Source organism: Devosia rhizoryzae, assembly GCF_016698665.1.
Classification (GTDB): Bacteria; Pseudomonadota; Alphaproteobacteria; order Rhizobiales; family Devosiaceae; genus Devosia; species Devosia rhizoryzae.
Genome location: NZ_CP068046.1, coordinates 1,454,027 through 1,471,258, shown reverse-complemented (window position 1 = coordinate 1,471,258; position 17,232 = coordinate 1,454,027). Strand labels below are relative to the sequence as shown.

At 61.5% G+C, this 17,232-nt stretch carries 14 protein-coding genes; 9 read left to right on the top strand and 5 right to left on the bottom strand.

Features of this window, described 5'->3' with window-relative positions:
* Positions 1–40: 40 nt before the first annotated feature.
* Positions 41–1,279 carry a tyrosine--tRNA ligase gene (gene tyrS, locus JI748_RS07320; RefSeq protein ID WP_201636424.1) on the bottom strand — a complete coding sequence of 413 codons (1,239 nt, stop codon included), beginning with the start codon at positions 1,277–1,279 and terminating at the stop codon, positions 41–43.
* A gap of 116 nt (positions 1,280–1,395) precedes the next feature.
* Positions 1,396–2,058, bottom strand: coding sequence for an alpha/beta hydrolase (locus tag JI748_RS07315; protein WP_164535475.1), 663 nt, complete (start codon positions 2,056–2,058; stop codon positions 1,396–1,398).
* A 280-nt stretch (positions 2,059–2,338) separates the two neighbouring features.
* Between JI748_RS07315 and JI748_RS07310 the strand changes: the two genes are divergently transcribed.
* The 8 genes from JI748_RS07310 to JI748_RS07275 all read left to right on the top strand — a co-directional run bounded on the left by JI748_RS07310 (position 2,339) and on the right by JI748_RS07275 (position 10,797).
* Positions 2,339–3,484, top strand: a complete 1,146-nt coding sequence (locus tag JI748_RS07310; RefSeq protein ID WP_201636422.1) for a cysteine desulfurase family protein — start codon at positions 2,339–2,341, stop codon at positions 3,482–3,484.
* Positions 3,485–3,550: 66 nt separating this feature from the next.
* Positions 3,551–5,080: a Fe-S cluster assembly protein SufB gene (gene sufB / locus JI748_RS07305; RefSeq protein ID WP_201636421.1), complete on the top strand. Its 1,530-nt coding sequence runs from the start codon at positions 3,551–3,553 to the stop codon at positions 5,078–5,080.
* Positions 5,081–5,204: 124 nt separating this feature from the next.
* Positions 5,205–5,954 carry a Fe-S cluster assembly ATPase SufC gene (gene sufC, locus JI748_RS07300; protein ID WP_201637103.1) on the top strand — a complete coding sequence of 250 codons (750 nt, stop codon included), beginning with the start codon at positions 5,205–5,207 and terminating at the stop codon, positions 5,952–5,954.
* Positions 5,954–7,165 (top strand): Fe-S cluster assembly protein SufD, encoded by a 1,212-nt coding sequence (gene sufD, locus JI748_RS07295; RefSeq protein ID WP_201636419.1) that lies wholly within the window; start codon positions 5,954–5,956, stop codon positions 7,163–7,165. Before sufC ends, sufD begins: the two co-directional genes overlap by 1 nt.
* A 156-nt stretch (positions 7,166–7,321) precedes the next feature.
* Positions 7,322–8,542 carry a cysteine desulfurase gene (locus tag JI748_RS07290; RefSeq protein ID WP_201636417.1) on the top strand — a complete coding sequence of 407 codons (1,221 nt, stop codon included), beginning with the start codon at positions 7,322–7,324 and terminating at the stop codon, positions 8,540–8,542.
* A gap of 49 nt (positions 8,543–8,591) precedes the next feature.
* Entirely contained in the window at positions 8,592–8,924 is a 333-nt protein-coding gene (locus JI748_RS07285) for an SUF system Fe-S cluster assembly protein (protein WP_233280669.1), read from the top strand.
* A 50-nt stretch (positions 8,925–8,974) separates the two neighbouring features.
* Positions 8,975–9,355: a HesB/IscA family protein gene (locus JI748_RS07280; protein WP_233280630.1), complete on the top strand. Its 381-nt coding sequence runs from the start codon at positions 8,975–8,977 to the stop codon at positions 9,353–9,355.
* A 176-nt stretch (positions 9,356–9,531) separates the two neighbouring features.
* Complete coding sequence (locus JI748_RS07275; protein ID WP_201637099.1) at positions 9,532–10,797, top strand: 3-phosphoshikimate 1-carboxyvinyltransferase; 1,266 nt, start codon at positions 9,532–9,534, stop codon at positions 10,795–10,797.
* A 106-nt stretch (positions 10,798–10,903) separates the two neighbouring features.
* Here JI748_RS07275 and JI748_RS07270 read toward each other — a convergent pair whose 3' ends face one another.
* Positions 10,904–11,968: a GGDEF domain-containing protein gene (locus JI748_RS07270; protein ID WP_201636415.1), complete on the bottom strand. Its 1,065-nt coding sequence runs from the start codon at positions 11,966–11,968 to the stop codon at positions 10,904–10,906.
* Between the two features lie 137 nt (positions 11,969–12,105).
* Positions 12,106–13,641 carry a DEAD/DEAH box helicase gene (locus tag JI748_RS07265; protein WP_201636413.1) on the bottom strand — a complete coding sequence of 512 codons (1,536 nt, stop codon included), beginning with the start codon at positions 13,639–13,641 and terminating at the stop codon, positions 12,106–12,108.
* A gap of 328 nt (positions 13,642–13,969) precedes the next feature.
* Between JI748_RS07265 and JI748_RS07260 the strand changes: the two genes are divergently transcribed.
* Positions 13,970–14,797: a DUF1206 domain-containing protein gene (locus JI748_RS07260; RefSeq protein WP_201636411.1), complete on the top strand. Its 828-nt coding sequence runs from the start codon at positions 13,970–13,972 to the stop codon at positions 14,795–14,797.
* On the opposite strand, the gene parE is transcribed toward JI748_RS07260, so the two are convergent.
* Complete coding sequence (gene parE, locus JI748_RS07255) at positions 14,794–16,785, bottom strand: DNA topoisomerase IV subunit B (protein WP_201636409.1); 1,992 nt, start codon at positions 16,783–16,785, stop codon at positions 14,794–14,796. The genes JI748_RS07260 and parE overlap by 4 nt on opposite strands.
* Positions 16,786–17,232 lie beyond the last annotated feature (447 nt).

Genomic DNA, 17,232 nt, shown 5'->3' with positions numbered 1-17,232 from the left:
TCCGGGGAAAGGTCGGCCCGCAGGGCCGGGTGAGGGGCCTTTACACCGGCTTGATCAGGGCATGCCGCTTCTTGCCGACGGAGAGCTTGATCACGCCTTCCGGCAACAAGGCATTGTCCGCAAGGCTGAGCTTTTCGTCCTCGATAACGGCATCGTTGACCCTGACCGCGCCGGACTGCACATGCCGACGCGCTTCGCCGTTCGACGCGGCAAGACCAGCCTTGACCAAGGCCGCCAGCACGCCAATTCCGGTCGCAAGCTCCGCATGCGTGACTTCGGCGGTCGGCAGCGACAGATCGAGCTTTCCGGTCTCGAATGTCGCACGCGCCGTTTCGGCGGCTTCTTCCGCCGCAGCGCGGCCGCGGATCATTGCGGTGACTTCGGTCGCCAGCCGCTTTTTGGCTTCGTTGATATCACCGGCAACGATCCGGGCGACCTCGTCCAGAGGAAGCGTCGTATAAAGCTTGAGGAACCGCTCGACGTCCGCATCCTCGGTGTTCCGCCAGTACTGCCAGAAATCGTAGGCCGAAAGGAGGTCCGGATTGAGCCAGATGGCGCCGTTCATCGACTTGCCCATCTTCTGGCCGGATGCGGTCGTCAAGAGCGGCGTCGTCAGCGCGTAAAGCTGCGGCGTACCCATGCGATGGCCGAGGTCGATGCCGTTGACGATATTGCCCCACTGATCCGAACCGCCCATCTGCAACCGCACGCCATAGCGCTTGTTGAGCTCGACGAAGTCGTAAGCCTGGAGGATCATGTAGTTGAATTCGAGAAAGCTCAGCGACTGCTCGCGATCGAGCCGCTGCTTCACCGAATCAAAGCTCAGCATGCGGTTGACCGAAAAATGCTGGCCCACGTCGCGCAGGAATTCGAGGTAGTTGAGCGGTAAAAGCCATTCGGCATTGTTGAGCATCAGCGACTTGCCATCGCCGAAATCAAGGTAGTTCGAAAACACCTGCTTGATGCCGTCGATGTTGGACTGGATCGTATCCACCGTCATCAGCTTGCGGGCTTCGTCCTTGAACGAGGGATCGCCCACCATGCCAGTGCCGCCGCCCATCAGGGCAACGGCACGGTGGCCGGTCTTTTCCAGCCAATGCAGCATCATGATCTGGATCAAGCTGCCCACATGCAGTGACGATGCCGTCGGGTCGAAGCCGATATAGGCCGTGACCGTCTCGGTGGCGAAAAGCTCATCGAGCCCGGTCTCGTCGGAAACCTGATGTATGAAGCCGCGCTCGAAAAGCGTCTGGAGAAATTCGGATCTAAACTTGGTCATGTTGAATCACTGAAGCCTATGAGACCTCATGGTGAGCCTGTCGAACCACGAGGTCGGTGCATTGCAGGCCCCGCCGCAAGGCGAGACCACCCAACAATCGCAGTATTGCGCTCTTGTTAGCGCCCGCCGCCGTCCGCGATCTCCTGACGGCGACGGTCGAGATACTCGGCGCAGGCCGCGGTCAGTTCATCGATCTTGCCTTCGTAGAAATGGTTCGCACCCTCCACGATCTGCTGCTCGATGGTGATGCCCTTCTGCGTCTTGAGCTTATCGACGAGCTTTTGCACCGAGCTTGGCGGCGCCACGCGGTCCTTGTCGCCATGGATGATGAGGCCCGAGGACGGGCAGGGGGCCAGGAACGAGAAGTCGTAAAGGTTTTCCGGCGGCGATACCGAAATGAACCCTTCCACCTCAGGACGGCGCATCAGCAACTGCATACCGATCCAGGCGCCGAACGAGAAACCGGCGATCCAGCACCCACGCGACTCGCGATTGATGATCTGCAGCCAGTCGAGCGCCGCCGCAGCATCGGAAAGCTCGCCGATGCCATGGTCGAACATGCCCTGCGAGCGGCCGACGCCGCGCGAGTTGAAGCGCAACACCGAAAAGCCGCGCTCGGCAAACATGTAGAAGAGATTATAGACGATCTGGTTGTTCATCGTCCCGCCGAACTGCGGGTGCGGGTGCAGCACGATGGCGATCGGAGCGTTAGGCTCCTTGCCTGGCTGGTAACGGCCTTCGAGGCGTCCCTCGGGACCGTTGAAGATCACTTCTGGCATGGAATGTTCCGGCCTTTCCGGCTCTGTGGCAGCGCGCTTTCGGTAGCTGGGGAACGCCCTTGCGCAGCTTGACTAACTGCGGGTCGAACCCTAAAACATGGCTCCGAAAGTCACTTTAGAATTGTTCAAAAAGTGGTTTCTGGCCGGATCCGGCCATCAGGTGCGCCCCTTGTAATGAAGTTGGGCGCGAAAATTCAAGAAGTGTTTGGTCAAGAGGGCGCCCGAGCGTCCCGGATCAAGCATTATAGCTATGTTGGGCGTGCATCGCCCGGAAGGCGCAATGACGAGACCGGCGATCTATCTTGATCATAATGCCGCGTCCCCGCTTCGACCCGAAGCGCGGGCAGCGCTCGTTGCCGCGCTCGATCTGGTCGGAAACCCGTCCTCCGTCCACGCCCACGGTCGCGCGCTGCGCGACACGATCGAAACCGGTCGCCGCCAGGTCGCACGCCTCGCCGGCGCCGAATCCAAGCAGGTCGTCTTCACCGGCTCGGCCACTGAAGCCATCACCCAGGCCATCGTCGGCGGCGCCAAGACATTCGCTTCCGGCGCCATCGTCATCAGCGCCGGCGAGCACGCTGCCGTCTCCAAGGCTGCCGAAGCCACTGGCCTTCCGGTCTGGACCATCGGTCTTGATGCCCAAGGCCGGATCGACCTCGATCAGCTCGCCGCAGCTCTTGTTCGCGCCGATGCCGAACACGTCACGTTTCTCGCTGCCTTTCATTGGGTTAACAACGAGACCGGTGTTATTCAGCCCATCGATCGCATCAGCGCCCTTGTCGGCCCTACGCGTCACACACTGTTCATCGATGCCGTCCAGGCTTTCGGCAGGCTGCCTCTCGAATTTTCCGCCTCCGCACCCGATATGATGGCAATCAGCGGCCACAAGATCGGCGCCCCAGCCGGCATTGGTGCGCTGCTGGTGAAGAGCCATGCCGATCTGGTGCGTCTGATCCCCGGCGGTGGCCAGGAACAAGGTCGTCGCGGTGGTACGGAATCTGCGGCCCTGATCGCGGCCTTTGGCGCTGCGGCCGAGGCCACGAACTATGATGCGGAAGTGATGAGGGCGTTGACGCGCCACGTCGAGCTTGGCCTGCGTACCATGGCGCCGGACGTCAAGATCTTCGGCGAAGCCGCTCAACGCATCGGCAACGTCGTCAACTTCGCCGTGCCCGGCATCCGCAATGCCACCGCGATGATGTCGCTCGATCTGTCTGGCATCTCGGTGTCTTCCGGCTCTGCTTGCTCGTCGGGCAAGGTCGGTGCCAGCCACGTACTCGCCGCCATGGGCGTCGAAAAATCTCTGGCTGAGTGCGGCTTACGCGTCAGCTTTGGCTGGAATTCGACCGTCGTGGACGCCGACGCGTTCCTTGCCGGTTACCAATCGATCGTCTCGCGCCAGCGGCGCGCGGGGCAGGCGGCCTAGTCGCCATAGACTAAGACTAAGCGTTCGCGACGGCCTTTAACCGTCGATGGACATAAGGAGAGCCTGATGACGGACTACGGAATTCCCACGCTCAAGGAAGAGATCGATCGGGAAACCGTCGAGCAAGTGCTCGCGCTTGACGTCGACAAATATAAGTACGGCTTTGAATCCGATATCGAATCCGACGTCGCGCCGGTCGGCCTGACCGAAGACACCGTGCGCATGATCTCCGCCAAGAAAGATGAGCCGCAATGGATGCTGGATTGGCGTCTGGAGGCTTTCCGCCGCTGGCAGACCATGGAAGAGCCCAACTGGGCCAAGGTCCACTATCCCAAGATCGACTTCCAGGCGATCAGCTACTATTCCGCGCCCAAGAGCTTCAAGGGTCCGAAGAGCCTCGACGAAGTCGATCCGGAGCTTCTGGCCACTTACGCCAAGCTTGGCATCCCGCTCAAGGAACAGGCGATTTTGGCTGGCGTTGAAGGCGCTGCCGAGAGCGTCGGCACGCCCTTTGGGGCCAATGTCGCCGTTGACGCTGTGTTCGATAGCGTATCCGTCGTCACCACCTTCCGCAAAGAGCTGGCCAAGCAGGGCATCATCTTCTGCTCGATCTCGGAAGCCGTGCGCGAGCATCCCGAACTCGTCCAGCAATATCTGGGCACCGTCGTCCCGGTCACTGACAACTATTATGCGACGCTTAATTCCGCTGTCTTTACCGATGGCTCCTTCGTCTACATCCCCAAAGGCGTTCGCTGCCCGATGGAGCTGTCGACCTATTTCCGCATCAACGAAAAGAAGACCGGCCAGTTCGAGCGCACGCTGATCATCGCCGATGACGACAGCTACGTCTCCTACCTCGAAGGCTGCACCGCCCCCATGCGCGACGAGCATCAGCTCCACGCCGCTGTGGTCGAACTCGTCGCCCTCGACAATGCCGAAATCAAGTACTCGACGGTCCAGAACTGGTATCCCGGCGACAAGAACGGCAAGGGCGGCATCTACAATTTTGTCACCAAGCGTGGCGACTGCCGCGGCGTCAACTCGCACATTTCCTGGACTCAGGTCGAAACCGGCTCGGCCATTACCTGGAAATATCCCAGCTGCATCCTCCGCGGTGACGGCTCGCGTGGCGAGTTCTACTCGATCGCTATCTCCAATGGCTACCAGCAGGTCGATAGCGGCACCAAGATGATCCATCTGGGCAAGAACACGTCCAGCCGCATCATCTCCAAGGGCATCGCCGCCGGCTTCTCCGACAACACCTATCGCGGCCAGGTCTCGGCCCACGCCAGGGCCAAGAATGCGCGCAATTTCACCCAATGCGACTCACTGCTGATCGGTGATAAGTGCGGCGCCCACACCGTGCCCTATATCGAGAGCCGCAACGGCACTGCGGTGTTCGAGCACGAAGCGACCACGTCCAAGATCTCCGACGATCAGATGTTCTATTGTCAGGCCCGTGGCCTTTCGGAAGAAGAAGCGGTGGCGCTGATCGTCAATGGCTTCGTTCGCGACGTGCTGCAGCACCTGCCCATGGAATTCATGGTCGAAACGCAAAAACTGATCTCGATCAGCCTAGAAGGCAGTGTCGGCTAAGGAACTCGTAGCCCCTTACCTCGCCCCTCCGGGGAGAGGTCGCCGCAAAGCGGCGGGTGAGGGGGCCTTCCACAATCATCGGCGCCGAGATGGCAGCCGACCGGAGCACAAAATGACCACTCCCATCCTCGAAATCCGCAATCTTCACGCCCGCATCGAAGAGCGTGAAATCCTCAAGGGCGTGAACCTCATCATTCCGCCAGGGGAAGTTCACGCCATCATGGGCCGTAACGGCTCGGGCAAGTCGACGCTGAGCTACGTCCTTGCCGGCAAGGAAGACTACGAGATCACCGAGGGCGATATTCTGCTCAACGGTCAGTCCATTATCGAGATGGAAGCCGACGAGCGTGCTGTGGCCGGCATCTTCCTCGCCTTCCAATACCCGATCGAGATCCCTGGCGTCGCCACCATGACCTTCCTTAAGGCCGCGCTCAACGCCCAGCGCAAGGCGCGCGGCGAGGACGAGCTCAAGACCCCCGAGTTCATGCGGCTGGTCAAGGAAGCCGGTTCCCAGCTCAATGTCGATAGCGATATGCTCAAGCGCCCGCTCAATGTCGGCTTCTCCGGCGGCGAAAAGAAGCGCGCGGAGATCATGCAGATGGCCCTGCTCAAGCCCTCGCTTGCCGTGCTCGACGAGACCGACTCCGGTCTTGACATCGATGCGCTGCAGGTCGTGTCGCGCGGCGTCAATTCGCTCCGCGACGGCCAGCGCTCGATGCTGGTGATCACCCACTACCAGCGCCTCCTCAACCACATCGTGCCCGACGTCGTGCACGTCTTCTCGGACGGCCGCATCGTCGAAAGCGGCGACAAGTCGCTGGCGCTCAAGCTCGAAGCCGAAGGCTATGCCAATTACGGCGGCGAGGCCGCCTGATGGTCCGCCCCAACTTTCCCGTCCGCCTCGGCGCCGCCGAGGAAGCGCTGATCAGCCAGCTCAAGTCTGCCGGTGCCGACCAGGCTGCCGAGCGCATCACCGTCGCCGGCCTTCCCACCCGCCGCGTCGAGAGCTATCACTACACCGACCTTAAGACCCTGCTGCGCGCTGTCCCACCCATGGGCAAGCCGGCAAACCAGGTCGATGTGCCTGCACTTGATCTGCCAGGCTCCTACAACCTGACGATCGTCAACGGCGTCGCTTCCCAGCAGGGAACCGCCCCTGCCGGAGTCAGCGTCGCAACAGTCCGTGGCGGCGTATTGACCACGCGTGACGACACGTTGATCCACATCAACAACGGTCTCGTGCGCGAAGCCATGTCGCTCGAAATCGCGGCCGGCGTCGACCAGATCATCCAGATCGCGCGGCGGATCGAAGGCGAAGCTGCCCACGTTGCGGATGCGCTCAAGATCTTCGCCGCCGACGGCGCCACCGTGACCATCGTCGAAACCTTCACCGGCTCCGACGCGGCTCATGTCGGTAATCACGCGACCTATCTCGCACTCGGCAAGGATGCCGTGGTGACCCACGTCACCGTCGATCTCAGCGGCCGCGAAACTTCGCACTTTGCGACCAACGAATACCACCTTGCCGATGGCGCCAAGCTGCGCACGCTGATCATCCACGCCGGCTCCGATCTGGCCCGCACCCACCTCTTCCCGCGCATGTCGGGGCAGGGTGCACATGCCGATGTCACCGGACTCAACCTCGTTTCCGAGGGCCAGCACGCCGACATCACCATGGAAACCAATCACGCGGTGCCGAACACCTCTTCGCAGCCGCTGTTCAAGTCCATCACGCGCGGCCGTTCCAAGGCCGTGGTGCAGGGCAAGCTTGTGGTCGCTCGCGACGCGCAGAAGACCGACGCAAAATTCATGCATCAGGGCCTGATGCTGTCCGACGACGCCGAAATCCTGAGCAAGCCCGAGCTCGAAATCTACGCCGACGACGTCGTCTGCGGCCACGGCTCCACCTGCGGCAAGCTCGACGAGGATAGCCTGTTCTACCTCCTCAGCCGCGGCATCCCGAAGGCCGAAGCCGAAACCATGCTGGTCCGCGGCTTCATCGCCGAACTCGTCGACCCGATCGAAGACGAAGCCTTGGCGGACGCCCTGAACGGCATTATCGACACCTGGCTGCTGGGAAAATGAACCGAAGCCTCTTCACCTCTCCTTCTGGGGGAGAGGTCGGCGCGAAGCGCCGGGTGAGGGGGCCTTTACAATCACGGTGCGGAGGAAGGCCCCCTCACCCGACCGAAGACGGTCGACCTCTCCCCCAGAGGGAGAGGTAAAGCAGAGGCTGACCCCATGACCTTCGACCTCGAAAAAGTCCGCGCCGATTTCCCAATTCTGTCCGAGCAGATCCACGGCAAGCGCCTTGTCTATCTGGACTCCGGCGCTTCGGCACAAAAGCCGGTGCAGGTGCTTGATCGCATGGATCGCGGCTATCGGCACGAATATGCCAACGTCCACCGCGGCCTTCACACGCTCGCAAACCGCGCCACTGAGGGCTACGAAGCCGGCCGCGAAAGCGTGCGCCGTTTCCTCAATGCCGATCGCATCGAAGAAATCATCTTCACCAAGTCGGCAACCGAAGCGATCAACCTAGTCGCGTCTTCCTTTGCCGGACCGCGCATCGGCGAAGGCGACGAAATCGTGCTGACGACGATGGAGCACCACTCAAACATCGTCCCCTGGCACTTTCACCGCGAGCGCAACGGTGCCGTCCTCCGTTGGGTAGACGTCGGCGACGACGGCAGCTTCGACATCGACGCTTTCGAAAAGGCGCTCAGCGACCGCACCCGCATCGTTGCAATCACCCACATGTCAAACGTCCTGGGCACCATTACGCCGATCAAGCAGGTCATCGAGATCGCCCATGCCCGCGGCATTCCGGTGATGGTGGATGGCTCTCAGGGCGCCGTCCACACCAAGGTTGACGTGCAGGACCTCGACGCCGACTTCTACATCATGACCGGCCACAAGCTCTATGGCCCCACCGGCATCGGCGTTCTCTATGGCAAGTTCGACCTTCTCGCCCAGATGCAGCCCTACCAGGGCGGTGGCGAAATGATCGAAACCGTCACCCTCGACGACATCACCTACAACGAGCCACCCCATCGCTTCGAAGCCGGCACCCCGCCGATAGTCCAGGGCATGGGCCTCGGCGCCGCGCTGGACTACATGGATGCGCTAGGCCGCGATGCTATTGCCCAACACGAACACGCTGTCGCCGAATACGCCCAGGAGCGCCTCAGCCGCATCAACTCGCTTCGCCTGATCGGCACTGCACCCGGCAAGGGTGGCATTTTTGCATTCGAGCTTGGGACGGCCCACGCCCACGACGTAGCGACGATTCTCGACCGCTACGGCATCGCCGTTCGCGCCGGCACGCATTGCGCTCAGCCGCTGCTGAAACGCTTCGGCGTCACCTCTACCTGCCGCGCCTCCTTCGCCCTATATAATGGCAAGGACGACGTGGATGCGCTGGTTGACGGCATCGAGCGCGCCCTGAAATTTTTCGCTTAGAGGTTGGCACATGACCGAAGACGTTATCGATACCCGCATTCAGCCGACCATGCCGACCACTCTGCCGGAAGGCGAAGTCGAGCGCATCACCACCGACCTGATCGGCGCGCTGAAAACCGTCTACGACCCGGAAATTCCGGTCGACATCTATGAGCTCGGCTTGGTTTATCGTGTGGACCTGGATGACAACCGCAATCTCACCATCGATATGACGCTAACGGCGCCAGGCTGCCCGGTCGCCGGTGAAATGCCGGGCTGGGTGGAAAATGCTGCGCGTTCAGTCGAAGGCATTCAGGACGTTCAGGTCAACATGGTCTTCGATCCGCCCTGGGATGCGTCCCGCATGAGCGAAGAAGCGCAAGTCGCGTTGAACTGGTGGTAATGCGGCGCGTTTGGTCTTATATATCGTGAAACGCCGATAAAGGTCGACCGATGCCCTTCAAGATCATGTCCCTGAGCGATGCCGCTGCCGAGCGCATCACCGAGATCATCGAAGATAGCGATAAGCCCGTCGTCGGACTGCGCGTCGGCATCAAGAATGCTGGCTGCGCTGGTGTGAGCTACACCATGGACTATGTCGAAGCGCCCATCGCTGGCGACGACCATGTGGAAGATCACGGCGTCAACGTTTGGGTCGACCCCAAGGCGACGATGTATCTCCTGGGCACGGTCATGGATTTCGAAGAGTCCAAGATGGGCTCAAGCTTCACATTCAAGAACCCGAACCAGACCGGCGCCTGCGGCTGCGGCGAAAGCGTCACGCTCGCCCCCGCGGATTTGAAGGCGCTGGCAGAGGCAAGGGCAGGGGCCTGACACCCCTCATCCGTCTCGCTGGGCGAGCCACCTTCTCCCGCAAGGGGAGAAGGAAGGCAGGACACTGTCCCACACTCGGAGCTCCCTTCTCCCCTCGCCGGCGAAGGTGGCGCGCAGCGCCGGATGAGGGGTCTTTCTTGGTTGCACAGCCCCTGTGGCTGATGCATACCCGCCCCATGCACCCGCTCCCACCCGCCCTCACGATCACCCCGCCAGATCGCCCGCTTTCCGGCCGCGTTGCACCGCCCGGATCGAAGTCGATCACCAATCGCGTCCTCCTGCTCGCAGCGCTGGCAAACGGTACGAGCCGCCTTACCGGCGCGCTCAAGAGCAAGGATACGACCCTTATGGCGCGTGCGCTCCGCGAGATGGGCGTTACGGTCGAGGAGCCGGACGCGACGACTTTCCTTGTTACGAGCCACGGCAAGCTTCGCACGCCAGCGGCACCGCTCTTCCTAGGCAACGCCGGCACGGCCACCCGCTTTCTCACCGCGGCGGTCGCAACTCTGGACGGCACGGTCATCGTCGACGGCGATGACGAAATGCGGCTGCGCCCCATCAGGCCGCTGGTAGACGCGCTCAACGCCCTTGGCATATCTGCCGTCGCGCCCAGCGGCTGTCCGCCAGTGACCATCCACGGCATGGGCCGCTTCGGAAAGGGCCGCGTTGAAATCGACGCTTCGCTTTCCAGCCAATATGTCTCGGCCTTGCTGATGGCGGCGCCGTTTGGTGACGGGCCCATCGAAGTTGCCCTCGCCGGCAAGGACATCGGCGCCCGGGGTTACGTCGATCTGACCTTGGCCGCCATGCGCGCCTTTGGCGCCGATGTCACCGAAGCTGGTGACGGCGCATGGCTGGTGCAGCCCACTGGCTACCGCGCCACCGACTTCCACGTAGAACCCGACGCCTCGGCCGCGACCTACCTCTGGGGTATTGAAGCGCTTACCGGCGGCACGATCGACCTCGGTGTCGCGGCCGATGCCTTCACGCAGCCCGACGCCGCAGCGCAGGCCGTCATCGCCAAATTCCCCGACATGCCTGCCGTCATCGATGGTTCGCAAATGCAGGACGCGGTGCCGACCCTTGCGGTAGTCGCCGCCTTCAACAACACTCCGGTCCGCTTCGTCGGCATCGCCAATCTTCGCGTCAAGGAAACCGACCGCATTCGCGCGGTTGCCAACGAGCTCAACCGCATTCGTCCAGGTCTCGCCATGGAAGAAGGCGACGACCTCCTTGTCGCCTCCGACCCCGCGCTCGCGGGCCAGACTATGCCGGCCCGCATCGAGACCTACCACGATCACCGCATCGCCATGAGCTTTGCTCTCGCCGGTCTAAAGATCAGAGGGATTACGATCCTCGACCCTGCTTGCAGCGGTAAGACCTACCCGGAATACTGGGACATGTTGGAAAACCTTGGCGTCGAGCTGACGCCGTCCAACTGAGACCTCATGGTGAGCCTGTCGAACCACGAGGTCGGGCGCACCGCACGTGCCACGACCTCGTCCTTCGACAAGCTCAGGATGAGGTTTGCTGCGGCAGAGAACTTCGCTAGGCTGCCGAAGCATCCTTGGGCGCTTCGACGATATCCACCAGCTCGCTCTCGCTCACCACGCGGTTTCGCCCGGCATGCTTCGCCGCATAAAGGCAGCGATCTGCCCGTTCGATCAGCGACACGGCGTTATCGTTCGGGTTGAAGCTTGCCACACCGAAGGACGCTGTAATGCGGCCGAGCTTTTCGTTGGTCGAGCGCTTGAGCAATTCCTTGGCTTGGATCGCCTTGCGAACGTTTTCGGCAACGATCACTGCGCCATGCAGGTCCGTATAGGGAAGCACGGCGACAAACTCCTCGCCACCGTAGCGCGCCGCTAGGTCCTTGCCCTTGATGTTCGACTTGAGCGTCATCGCCACGAGGCGAAGCACCTGGTCGCCCGTCTGGTGACCATAGGTATCATTGAATGTCTTGAAGTGATCGATGTCGGCCATGATCAGGCTGACCGGAGTGTTGGTGTCACGCGCTTCCACCAGGGCGTCTGCAAGACCTTCGTCGAAGCTTTTGCGGTTGGCGATTTTGGTCAGCGGATCCAGCATCGACTCGCGGCGCACATCGTCGAGGTCGCGTTGAAGCAAGGAAATATCGTCGCGCGACGCCTCGAGCCTTTTTTCGAGTTCAAGGTTGGTCTTCTGCATTCGGCGGGTTTCGCTGAGAAGCCGCGCCGCTAGCGCCTTCATGTCTTCGTCGGAAAGATCGCCCTCTAGGTCACCGGTAGCCGATTGCAGCGATCCGGAATAAGAACTTGCCGTCGACATCGCTGTGTCGATCGCATCATGCACCGCTTCGATGCGGGCATGCATTCGTTCGGAAACGCTCGACATGCGCTCGGTCATGTCCGACTTTAGAAACTCGTTGAAGAGCGTTTCCGCCAGCTCCGACGAGGGCTTCTCGCCACCACGAAAGATCGAGTTGAGCCGGGTGTTTAGCGACGGGTTGACGCCTGTCGCATAGGTGTAGAGCAATTCATAGAACTGCGGATAGGGCGGGATGCCGCTGCGCTTCAGAAGATCGAACGCCGCATTGGCATAGCCCAGCGCTCGCGTAAATTCCTGATCCGACACCGCCCACCCCGCGCTTCGTTGCGCCCGGCCCGGCGTAAGCCGGACCCGAGTCGTCTGCCCTTGATAGCGCCATCAAAAACAGGCGCCAACCTCAGCAGGCCCAGTTTCGACAGATGTCCGCTAATATTCCGTTCCGATTATTGCGATATTCGTGTTGGCCGCAACAAAAAGGCCGGAATCGGCCCCGCATCGCCAAACGGCGTGTCGGAAGTCTCTTCCTCGACCGGTCGTTCACTTGGTCGGCGTCGGCGATTCTCTACGCGGGTTGGGCGTTCCGAGCTGACCGCATCAACATTATCCGACGTCGTTGCTTGCTCGTTCGACTTTTCCGGCCGACGACGGTTGTTCTGCGACTTGGCTCGCGCAGGACGCTCGGCCTTGCCCTCGTCCTCGGTTGCGACGTCTTCTGTTGCTTTTGCCTCAACGGCTTCCACCGGTCGGGTGCGCTGCCTGTCAGGTTTGCCGGCACGCCCACGGCGCCCCCGGCTCGGCTTGGCTTCGGCCTCTTCACCTGACGCTTCTTCGGAGGCCGGTGCCGCCTTCGAGTCTACCTCGAGATAGTCGATGGGCTTCTGGATCAGCTTGAGGATGGCATCGAGATGCTTGCCATCGGCAGGCGCAACCAGCGTATAGGCGACGCCGGAACGGCCCGCGCGGCCGGTTCGCCCAATGCGGTGCACATAGTCTTCGGCATGTACCGGCACATCGAAGTTGAACACATGGCTCACCGCTGGGATATCGAGCCCGCGTGCGGCCACGTCACTGGCTACCAGGAGCGTCAGCCGATTGCCCTTGAAGGCGTCCAGCGTCTCCATGCGGCTTTTCTGGTCCATATCGCCGTGCAGCGCTCCGGCCGAAAAGCCGTGCCGCTCCAACGAGCGGGCGAGGGTCGCCACATCGCGCTTGCGGTTGCAAAAAATGATGGCGTTGGTCAGCCCTTCAGAGGCGCGGATAAGGTCGCGCAGGGTCGCGCGCTTGTCCTCGGGCTTGGACCCGACCTTGACCAGCTTTTGGTCGATCGTGTCAGCCGTCGAAGCCGTGCGCGACACCTGCACATGCACGGGGTCTTTCAGGAACTTCTTGGTCAGCCGCTCGATCTGCGGATCCATCGTAGCCGAGAACAGCATGGTCTGCCGGCGGGGCGGCAGGCGCGAGGCAATCTTTTCGATGTCGTCGATAAAGCCCATGTCGAGCATGCGATCGGCTTCGTCGATGACAAGGATCTCGACCCCGGTCAGCAAAATCTTACCGCGATCGAACTGATCGAGCAGTCGGCCGGGTGTCGCGATAAGGACGTCGACGCCACGATCGAGCTTCTTGTTCTGGTCTTCAAAGGACACGCCGCCAATGATCAGCGCCATCGTCAGCCGATGGTTCTTGCCGTATTTCTCAAAGTTCTCGGCGACCTGGGCCGCCAGCTCGCGCGTCGGCTCGAGGATCAACGTGCGCGGCATGCGGGCGCGGGCGCGCCCATTTTCGAGCAGCGTCAGCATCGGCAAGACGAATGAGGCGGTCTTGCCGGTGCCGGTCTGGGCAATACCGATCAGGTCCTTCTTTTGCAGAAGGTGAGGAATGGCCTGTGCCTGAATTTCGGTCGGCTTCGTATAGCCGGCTGTGGCAACCGCATCGGCTACCTTGCTGGAAAGGCCAAGTCCGGAAAAGTCGTCAGTCAAAGGGCGTTATCCGTTCAGATGAGTGCCCGAAGCCGGATCCAGTTCGACCAATTCGAACGGTGCGTCGGGGTGGTCCGTTGCGCCGCTAAAGAGCGTAGGCAACCAATGGCCACTGGGCGGCAAGGAGCATTGCGGACGTGGCCCTGAGGCATCTGGGAGCCGGCGGAAATCCGCCAGCCGGAGTGCTCCAGCGGCGCGGACCATAGCGCAAACCCCTTGCGAGTCAACGGTTTTGCCCGTTCGACACGCAAAAGCGGTAAATGCGAGGAGCTTTCGGGAACAGCCAGCAACAAAGACGCGTTGCCGTTCACGCAATCCGGAGGACATTATGGGCAACAAGTTCGAACTTCTGGCACGCTGGGGTTATGCAGCGCGCGGAATCGTTTACATGGTGCTTGGAGCGCTTGCCATCTGGGGCGCCGGCTCTTCCGCCACCACAGAAAATGCCTTGTCCACTGTGCTTTCGCAGCCTTTCGGTCGTATCCTGCTAGGCGCCGTCGCCATTGGTCTCATCGGCCACGTACTGTGGCGTCTGGCACAAGGTGTCCTAAACGCCGATCACGTCAAGAACGATGCCAAGGGCATTGTCGGCCGTCTCGCAAGCGTCGGCAGCGCCGTCGTCAACATGGCCTTGGCCTTTACGGCAGCCACGATGGCGTTGGGAATGGGCGGCGGCAGTTCCGGTTCTGGCTCCAGCGGAGAAAGCGAAGCTGCTGCCTCCGCCTTGCAGCTACCTTTCGGCAACGTCCTTCTCGGCCTCGTGGGCGTCGGCCTGATCATCGGCGGCCTGGTTCAAGCATGGCGTGGCTTCTCCAAGGAATACCAGAAGCGCATCAAGCTTCCCGCCGGGCACGAAAACGTTCTGCACCCAATCTGCGTCTTCGGCCTGGCCGCGCGCGGTCTACTCCTTGCGGTTACCGGCGGCTTCATGATCTACGCCGCCTTCACCGTGAACCCAGAACAGGCCGGAGGCCTCTCCGACGCCCTCGACTGGATCCAGTCGCTACCTTATGGCGGTGTGCTCTACACCCTGGCTGCCGTCGGTCTGATCGCCTTCGGCATCTATAGTGGCGTGCAGGCGCGCTATCGCCAGGTCGATGCTCCCGACGCATCGGACATCAAGCAGACTGCGTCGAAGATCCCAGGTGTCGCCTAGATATCGAGATCGGTGACGAAGGCGGCGTTCTCCTGGATAAAGTCGAACCGCGCCTCGGGCTTGCTACCCATGAGCCGGTCGACCGTCGTCCGCGTCGCATCTCGATCATCGAGAATTTTGACCTGCAACAGCGTGCGCGACTTGGGCGACATCGTCGTTTCGCGCAGATGCGCGAAAGGCATTTCGCCGAGGCCCTTGAAGCGCGTGATGTCGGTCTTGGACCGGCCGTTGAACTCGCTTGCCATCAGCTCGGTCTTATGAGCCTCGTCGCGGGCATAGAGTGTCTTCGGTCCCTGGCTGATGCGATAGAGCGGGGGCAGGGCGAGGTAGAGATGCCCGCCTTCGATCAGCCGCGGCATTTCCTGGAAGAAGAAGGTGATCAGCAGTGATGCGATATGGGCGCCATCCACGTCGGCGTCGGTCATGATGATGATCTTGTCGTAGCGCAGATCATCTTCGTTGTAGCGGTCCCGCGTGCCGCAACCAAGCGCCTGGATCAGGTCGGCGATCAGCTGGCTGCCAGCCATCTTTTCCCGGCTAGCGCCAGCTACGTTGAGGATCTTGCCCCGCAGCGGTAGCACCGCCTGGTTGGCACGATTGCGCGCTTGCTTGGCCGAGCCACCTGCCGAGTCGCCCTCGACGATGAAAAGCTCCGCCCCCTGCGCCGCGTTCTGCGTGCAATCGGCGAGCTTGCCCGGCAGGCGCAGCTTGCGCGTCGCGCTCGCCCGGTCGATCTCCTTCTCCTTGCGGCGCCGCATCCGTTCATCGGCGCGCTCCAGGGCCCAGTCGAGCAGCTTGCCCGCCTGGTTTGGCGAGGAACCCAGCCAATGATCAAACGCATCCCGCAACGCGGTGTCGACGATGCGCGTCGCCTCGCCCGAAGCCAGCTTGTCCTTGGTTTGCCCGACGAATTCCGGCTCGCGCACGAAGACAGACAGCATTGCCGAGCAGCTCGTCAGCACGTCCTCGGCTGTCAGGTTTGCAGCCGCCTTGTTCTTGGTCAGCTCGGCATAATTCTTGAGCCCACGTAGCAGCGCCATGCGCAGGCCGGCTTCGTGCGTGCCACCGTCCGGCGTCGGCACCGTGTTGCAATAGCTCTGCACGCTGCCATCGCCCAGCGTCCAGGCGATCGCCCATTCCACCGAGCCATGGCTGCCGGGCCGGCCGCTCTTGCCGGAGAAAATTTCGTCGGTGATCCGCGTCTCGCCCTCGATCCGGGCGGCCATGAAATCCTTGAGGCCATCGGGATAGTGGAACACCGCCTTGGCTGGTACGTCGTCGCTGGCAAGGCTTTCGTCACAGCTCCAGCGCAGCTCTACGCCGCCGAAGAGGTAGGCCTTGGCGCGCGTCATGCGGAAGATGCGGCCAGCCGAAAAATGCGCCGTGGCACCGAAGATTTCGGGATCGGGATGAAAGCGCGTCGTCGTTCCGCGCCGGTTGTTTACACGGCCGACATTCTCGACGTCCTGCACCACCTTGCCGCGGGAAAAAATGATCCGGTGCAGCTGCTGGTCGCGCGCCACCTCGACCACCATGTCATCGCTGAGCGCATTGACGACCGAGACGCCCACGCCGTGCAGGCCGCCGGAGGTTTCATAGGCCTTGCTGTCGAACTTTCCACCGGCGTGAAGCACGGTGTGGACGATCTCGAGCGTTGATCTATTTGGGAATTTTGGGTGCTTCTCGACGGGAATGCCGCGGCCGTTATCGGTAACCGTTATGTATCCGTCCGCGCCCAGGTGCACCTCGATGCGGTTGGCGTGGCCGGCAATGGCTTCGTCCATCGAGTTGTCGATCACCTCGGCGAAAAGGTGGTGATAGGCATTGGTATCGGTGCCGCCGATATACATACCCGGACGCCGCCGAACCGGCTCAAGTCCTTCCAGGATCTCGATATCTGCCGCGCCATAGCTTGATTGCGCCGGGGCAGGGGCCTCCGGCTTGCTCTTGGGCTTGGGCGCCGCGGCGCTTCCGAAAAGATCAGACATGCACATTCCAATGCTTGTGCCCGAATCGGGCAAGGCTGATTTCTAGCATAACCCAGCGGTTTCCGCGGGATTGGGCCCGAACGCGCTTTCCACAGTTGAGGCGCGTCCTGGACCGTCAAGATGAACGAGATATGAACATCGGTTCATCTTCCATGTAGGCATGCCGGCGTCCCAAGATAAGGCGTCCGGTTTACCTCCTGTAAGTATCTCGAAAGCACTTTCTTAAGTGCCATCCGCTATACCAGTGCACATACGGTTTTTGTCTGGAGTTGCCGTATGCGAGCCGACCTTCCGAGTTTTGCGTACCAAGCGGATAAGGTTGTCTCGAAGTGTTTCGGGCCTGATGTCGGATCTAGTTTTGCGTACCGGCTGGCCACGTTTCGCGTCTCTCGCCTCGGTGCCTTGTTGGCCACCAGCGTGCTCTTCTTTTTCGCCTAAAACCTCTCT

What these genes read in the sequence shown, in the direction of transcription:
- JI748_RS07285 (WP_233280669.1), top strand. Translation starts at nt 8,592, where the DNA reads ATGCCGACCACTCTGCCGGAAGGCGAAGTCGAGCGCATCACCACCGAC.
- parE (WP_201636409.1), bottom strand. Translation starts at nt 16,785, where the DNA reads ATGTCTGATCTTTTCGGAAGCGCCGCGGCGCCCAAGCCCAAGAGCAAG.
- sufD (WP_201636419.1), top strand. Translation starts at nt 5,954, where the DNA reads ATGGTCCGCCCCAACTTTCCCGTCCGCCTCGGCGCCGCCGAGGAAGCG.
- JI748_RS07260 (WP_201636411.1), top strand. Translation starts at nt 13,970, where the DNA reads ATGGGCAACAAGTTCGAACTTCTGGCACGCTGGGGTTATGCAGCGCGC.
- JI748_RS07290 (WP_201636417.1), top strand. Translation starts at nt 7,322, where the DNA reads ATGACCTTCGACCTCGAAAAAGTCCGCGCCGATTTCCCAATTCTGTCC.
- JI748_RS07315 (WP_164535475.1), bottom strand. Translation starts at nt 2,058, where the DNA reads ATGCCAGAAGTGATCTTCAACGGTCCCGAGGGACGCCTCGAAGGCCGT.
- JI748_RS07280 (WP_233280630.1), top strand. Translation starts at nt 8,975, where the DNA reads ATGCCCTTCAAGATCATGTCCCTGAGCGATGCCGCTGCCGAGCGCATC.
- sufB (WP_201636421.1), top strand. Translation starts at nt 3,551, where the DNA reads ATGACGGACTACGGAATTCCCACGCTCAAGGAAGAGATCGATCGGGAA.
- JI748_RS07275 (WP_201637099.1), top strand. Translation starts at nt 9,532, where the DNA reads ATGCACCCGCTCCCACCCGCCCTCACGATCACCCCGCCAGATCGCCCG.
- JI748_RS07310 (WP_201636422.1), top strand. Translation starts at nt 2,339, where the DNA reads ATGACGAGACCGGCGATCTATCTTGATCATAATGCCGCGTCCCCGCTT.
- tyrS (WP_201636424.1), bottom strand. Translation starts at nt 1,279, where the DNA reads ATGACCAAGTTTAGATCCGAATTTCTCCAGACGCTTTTCGAGCGCGGC.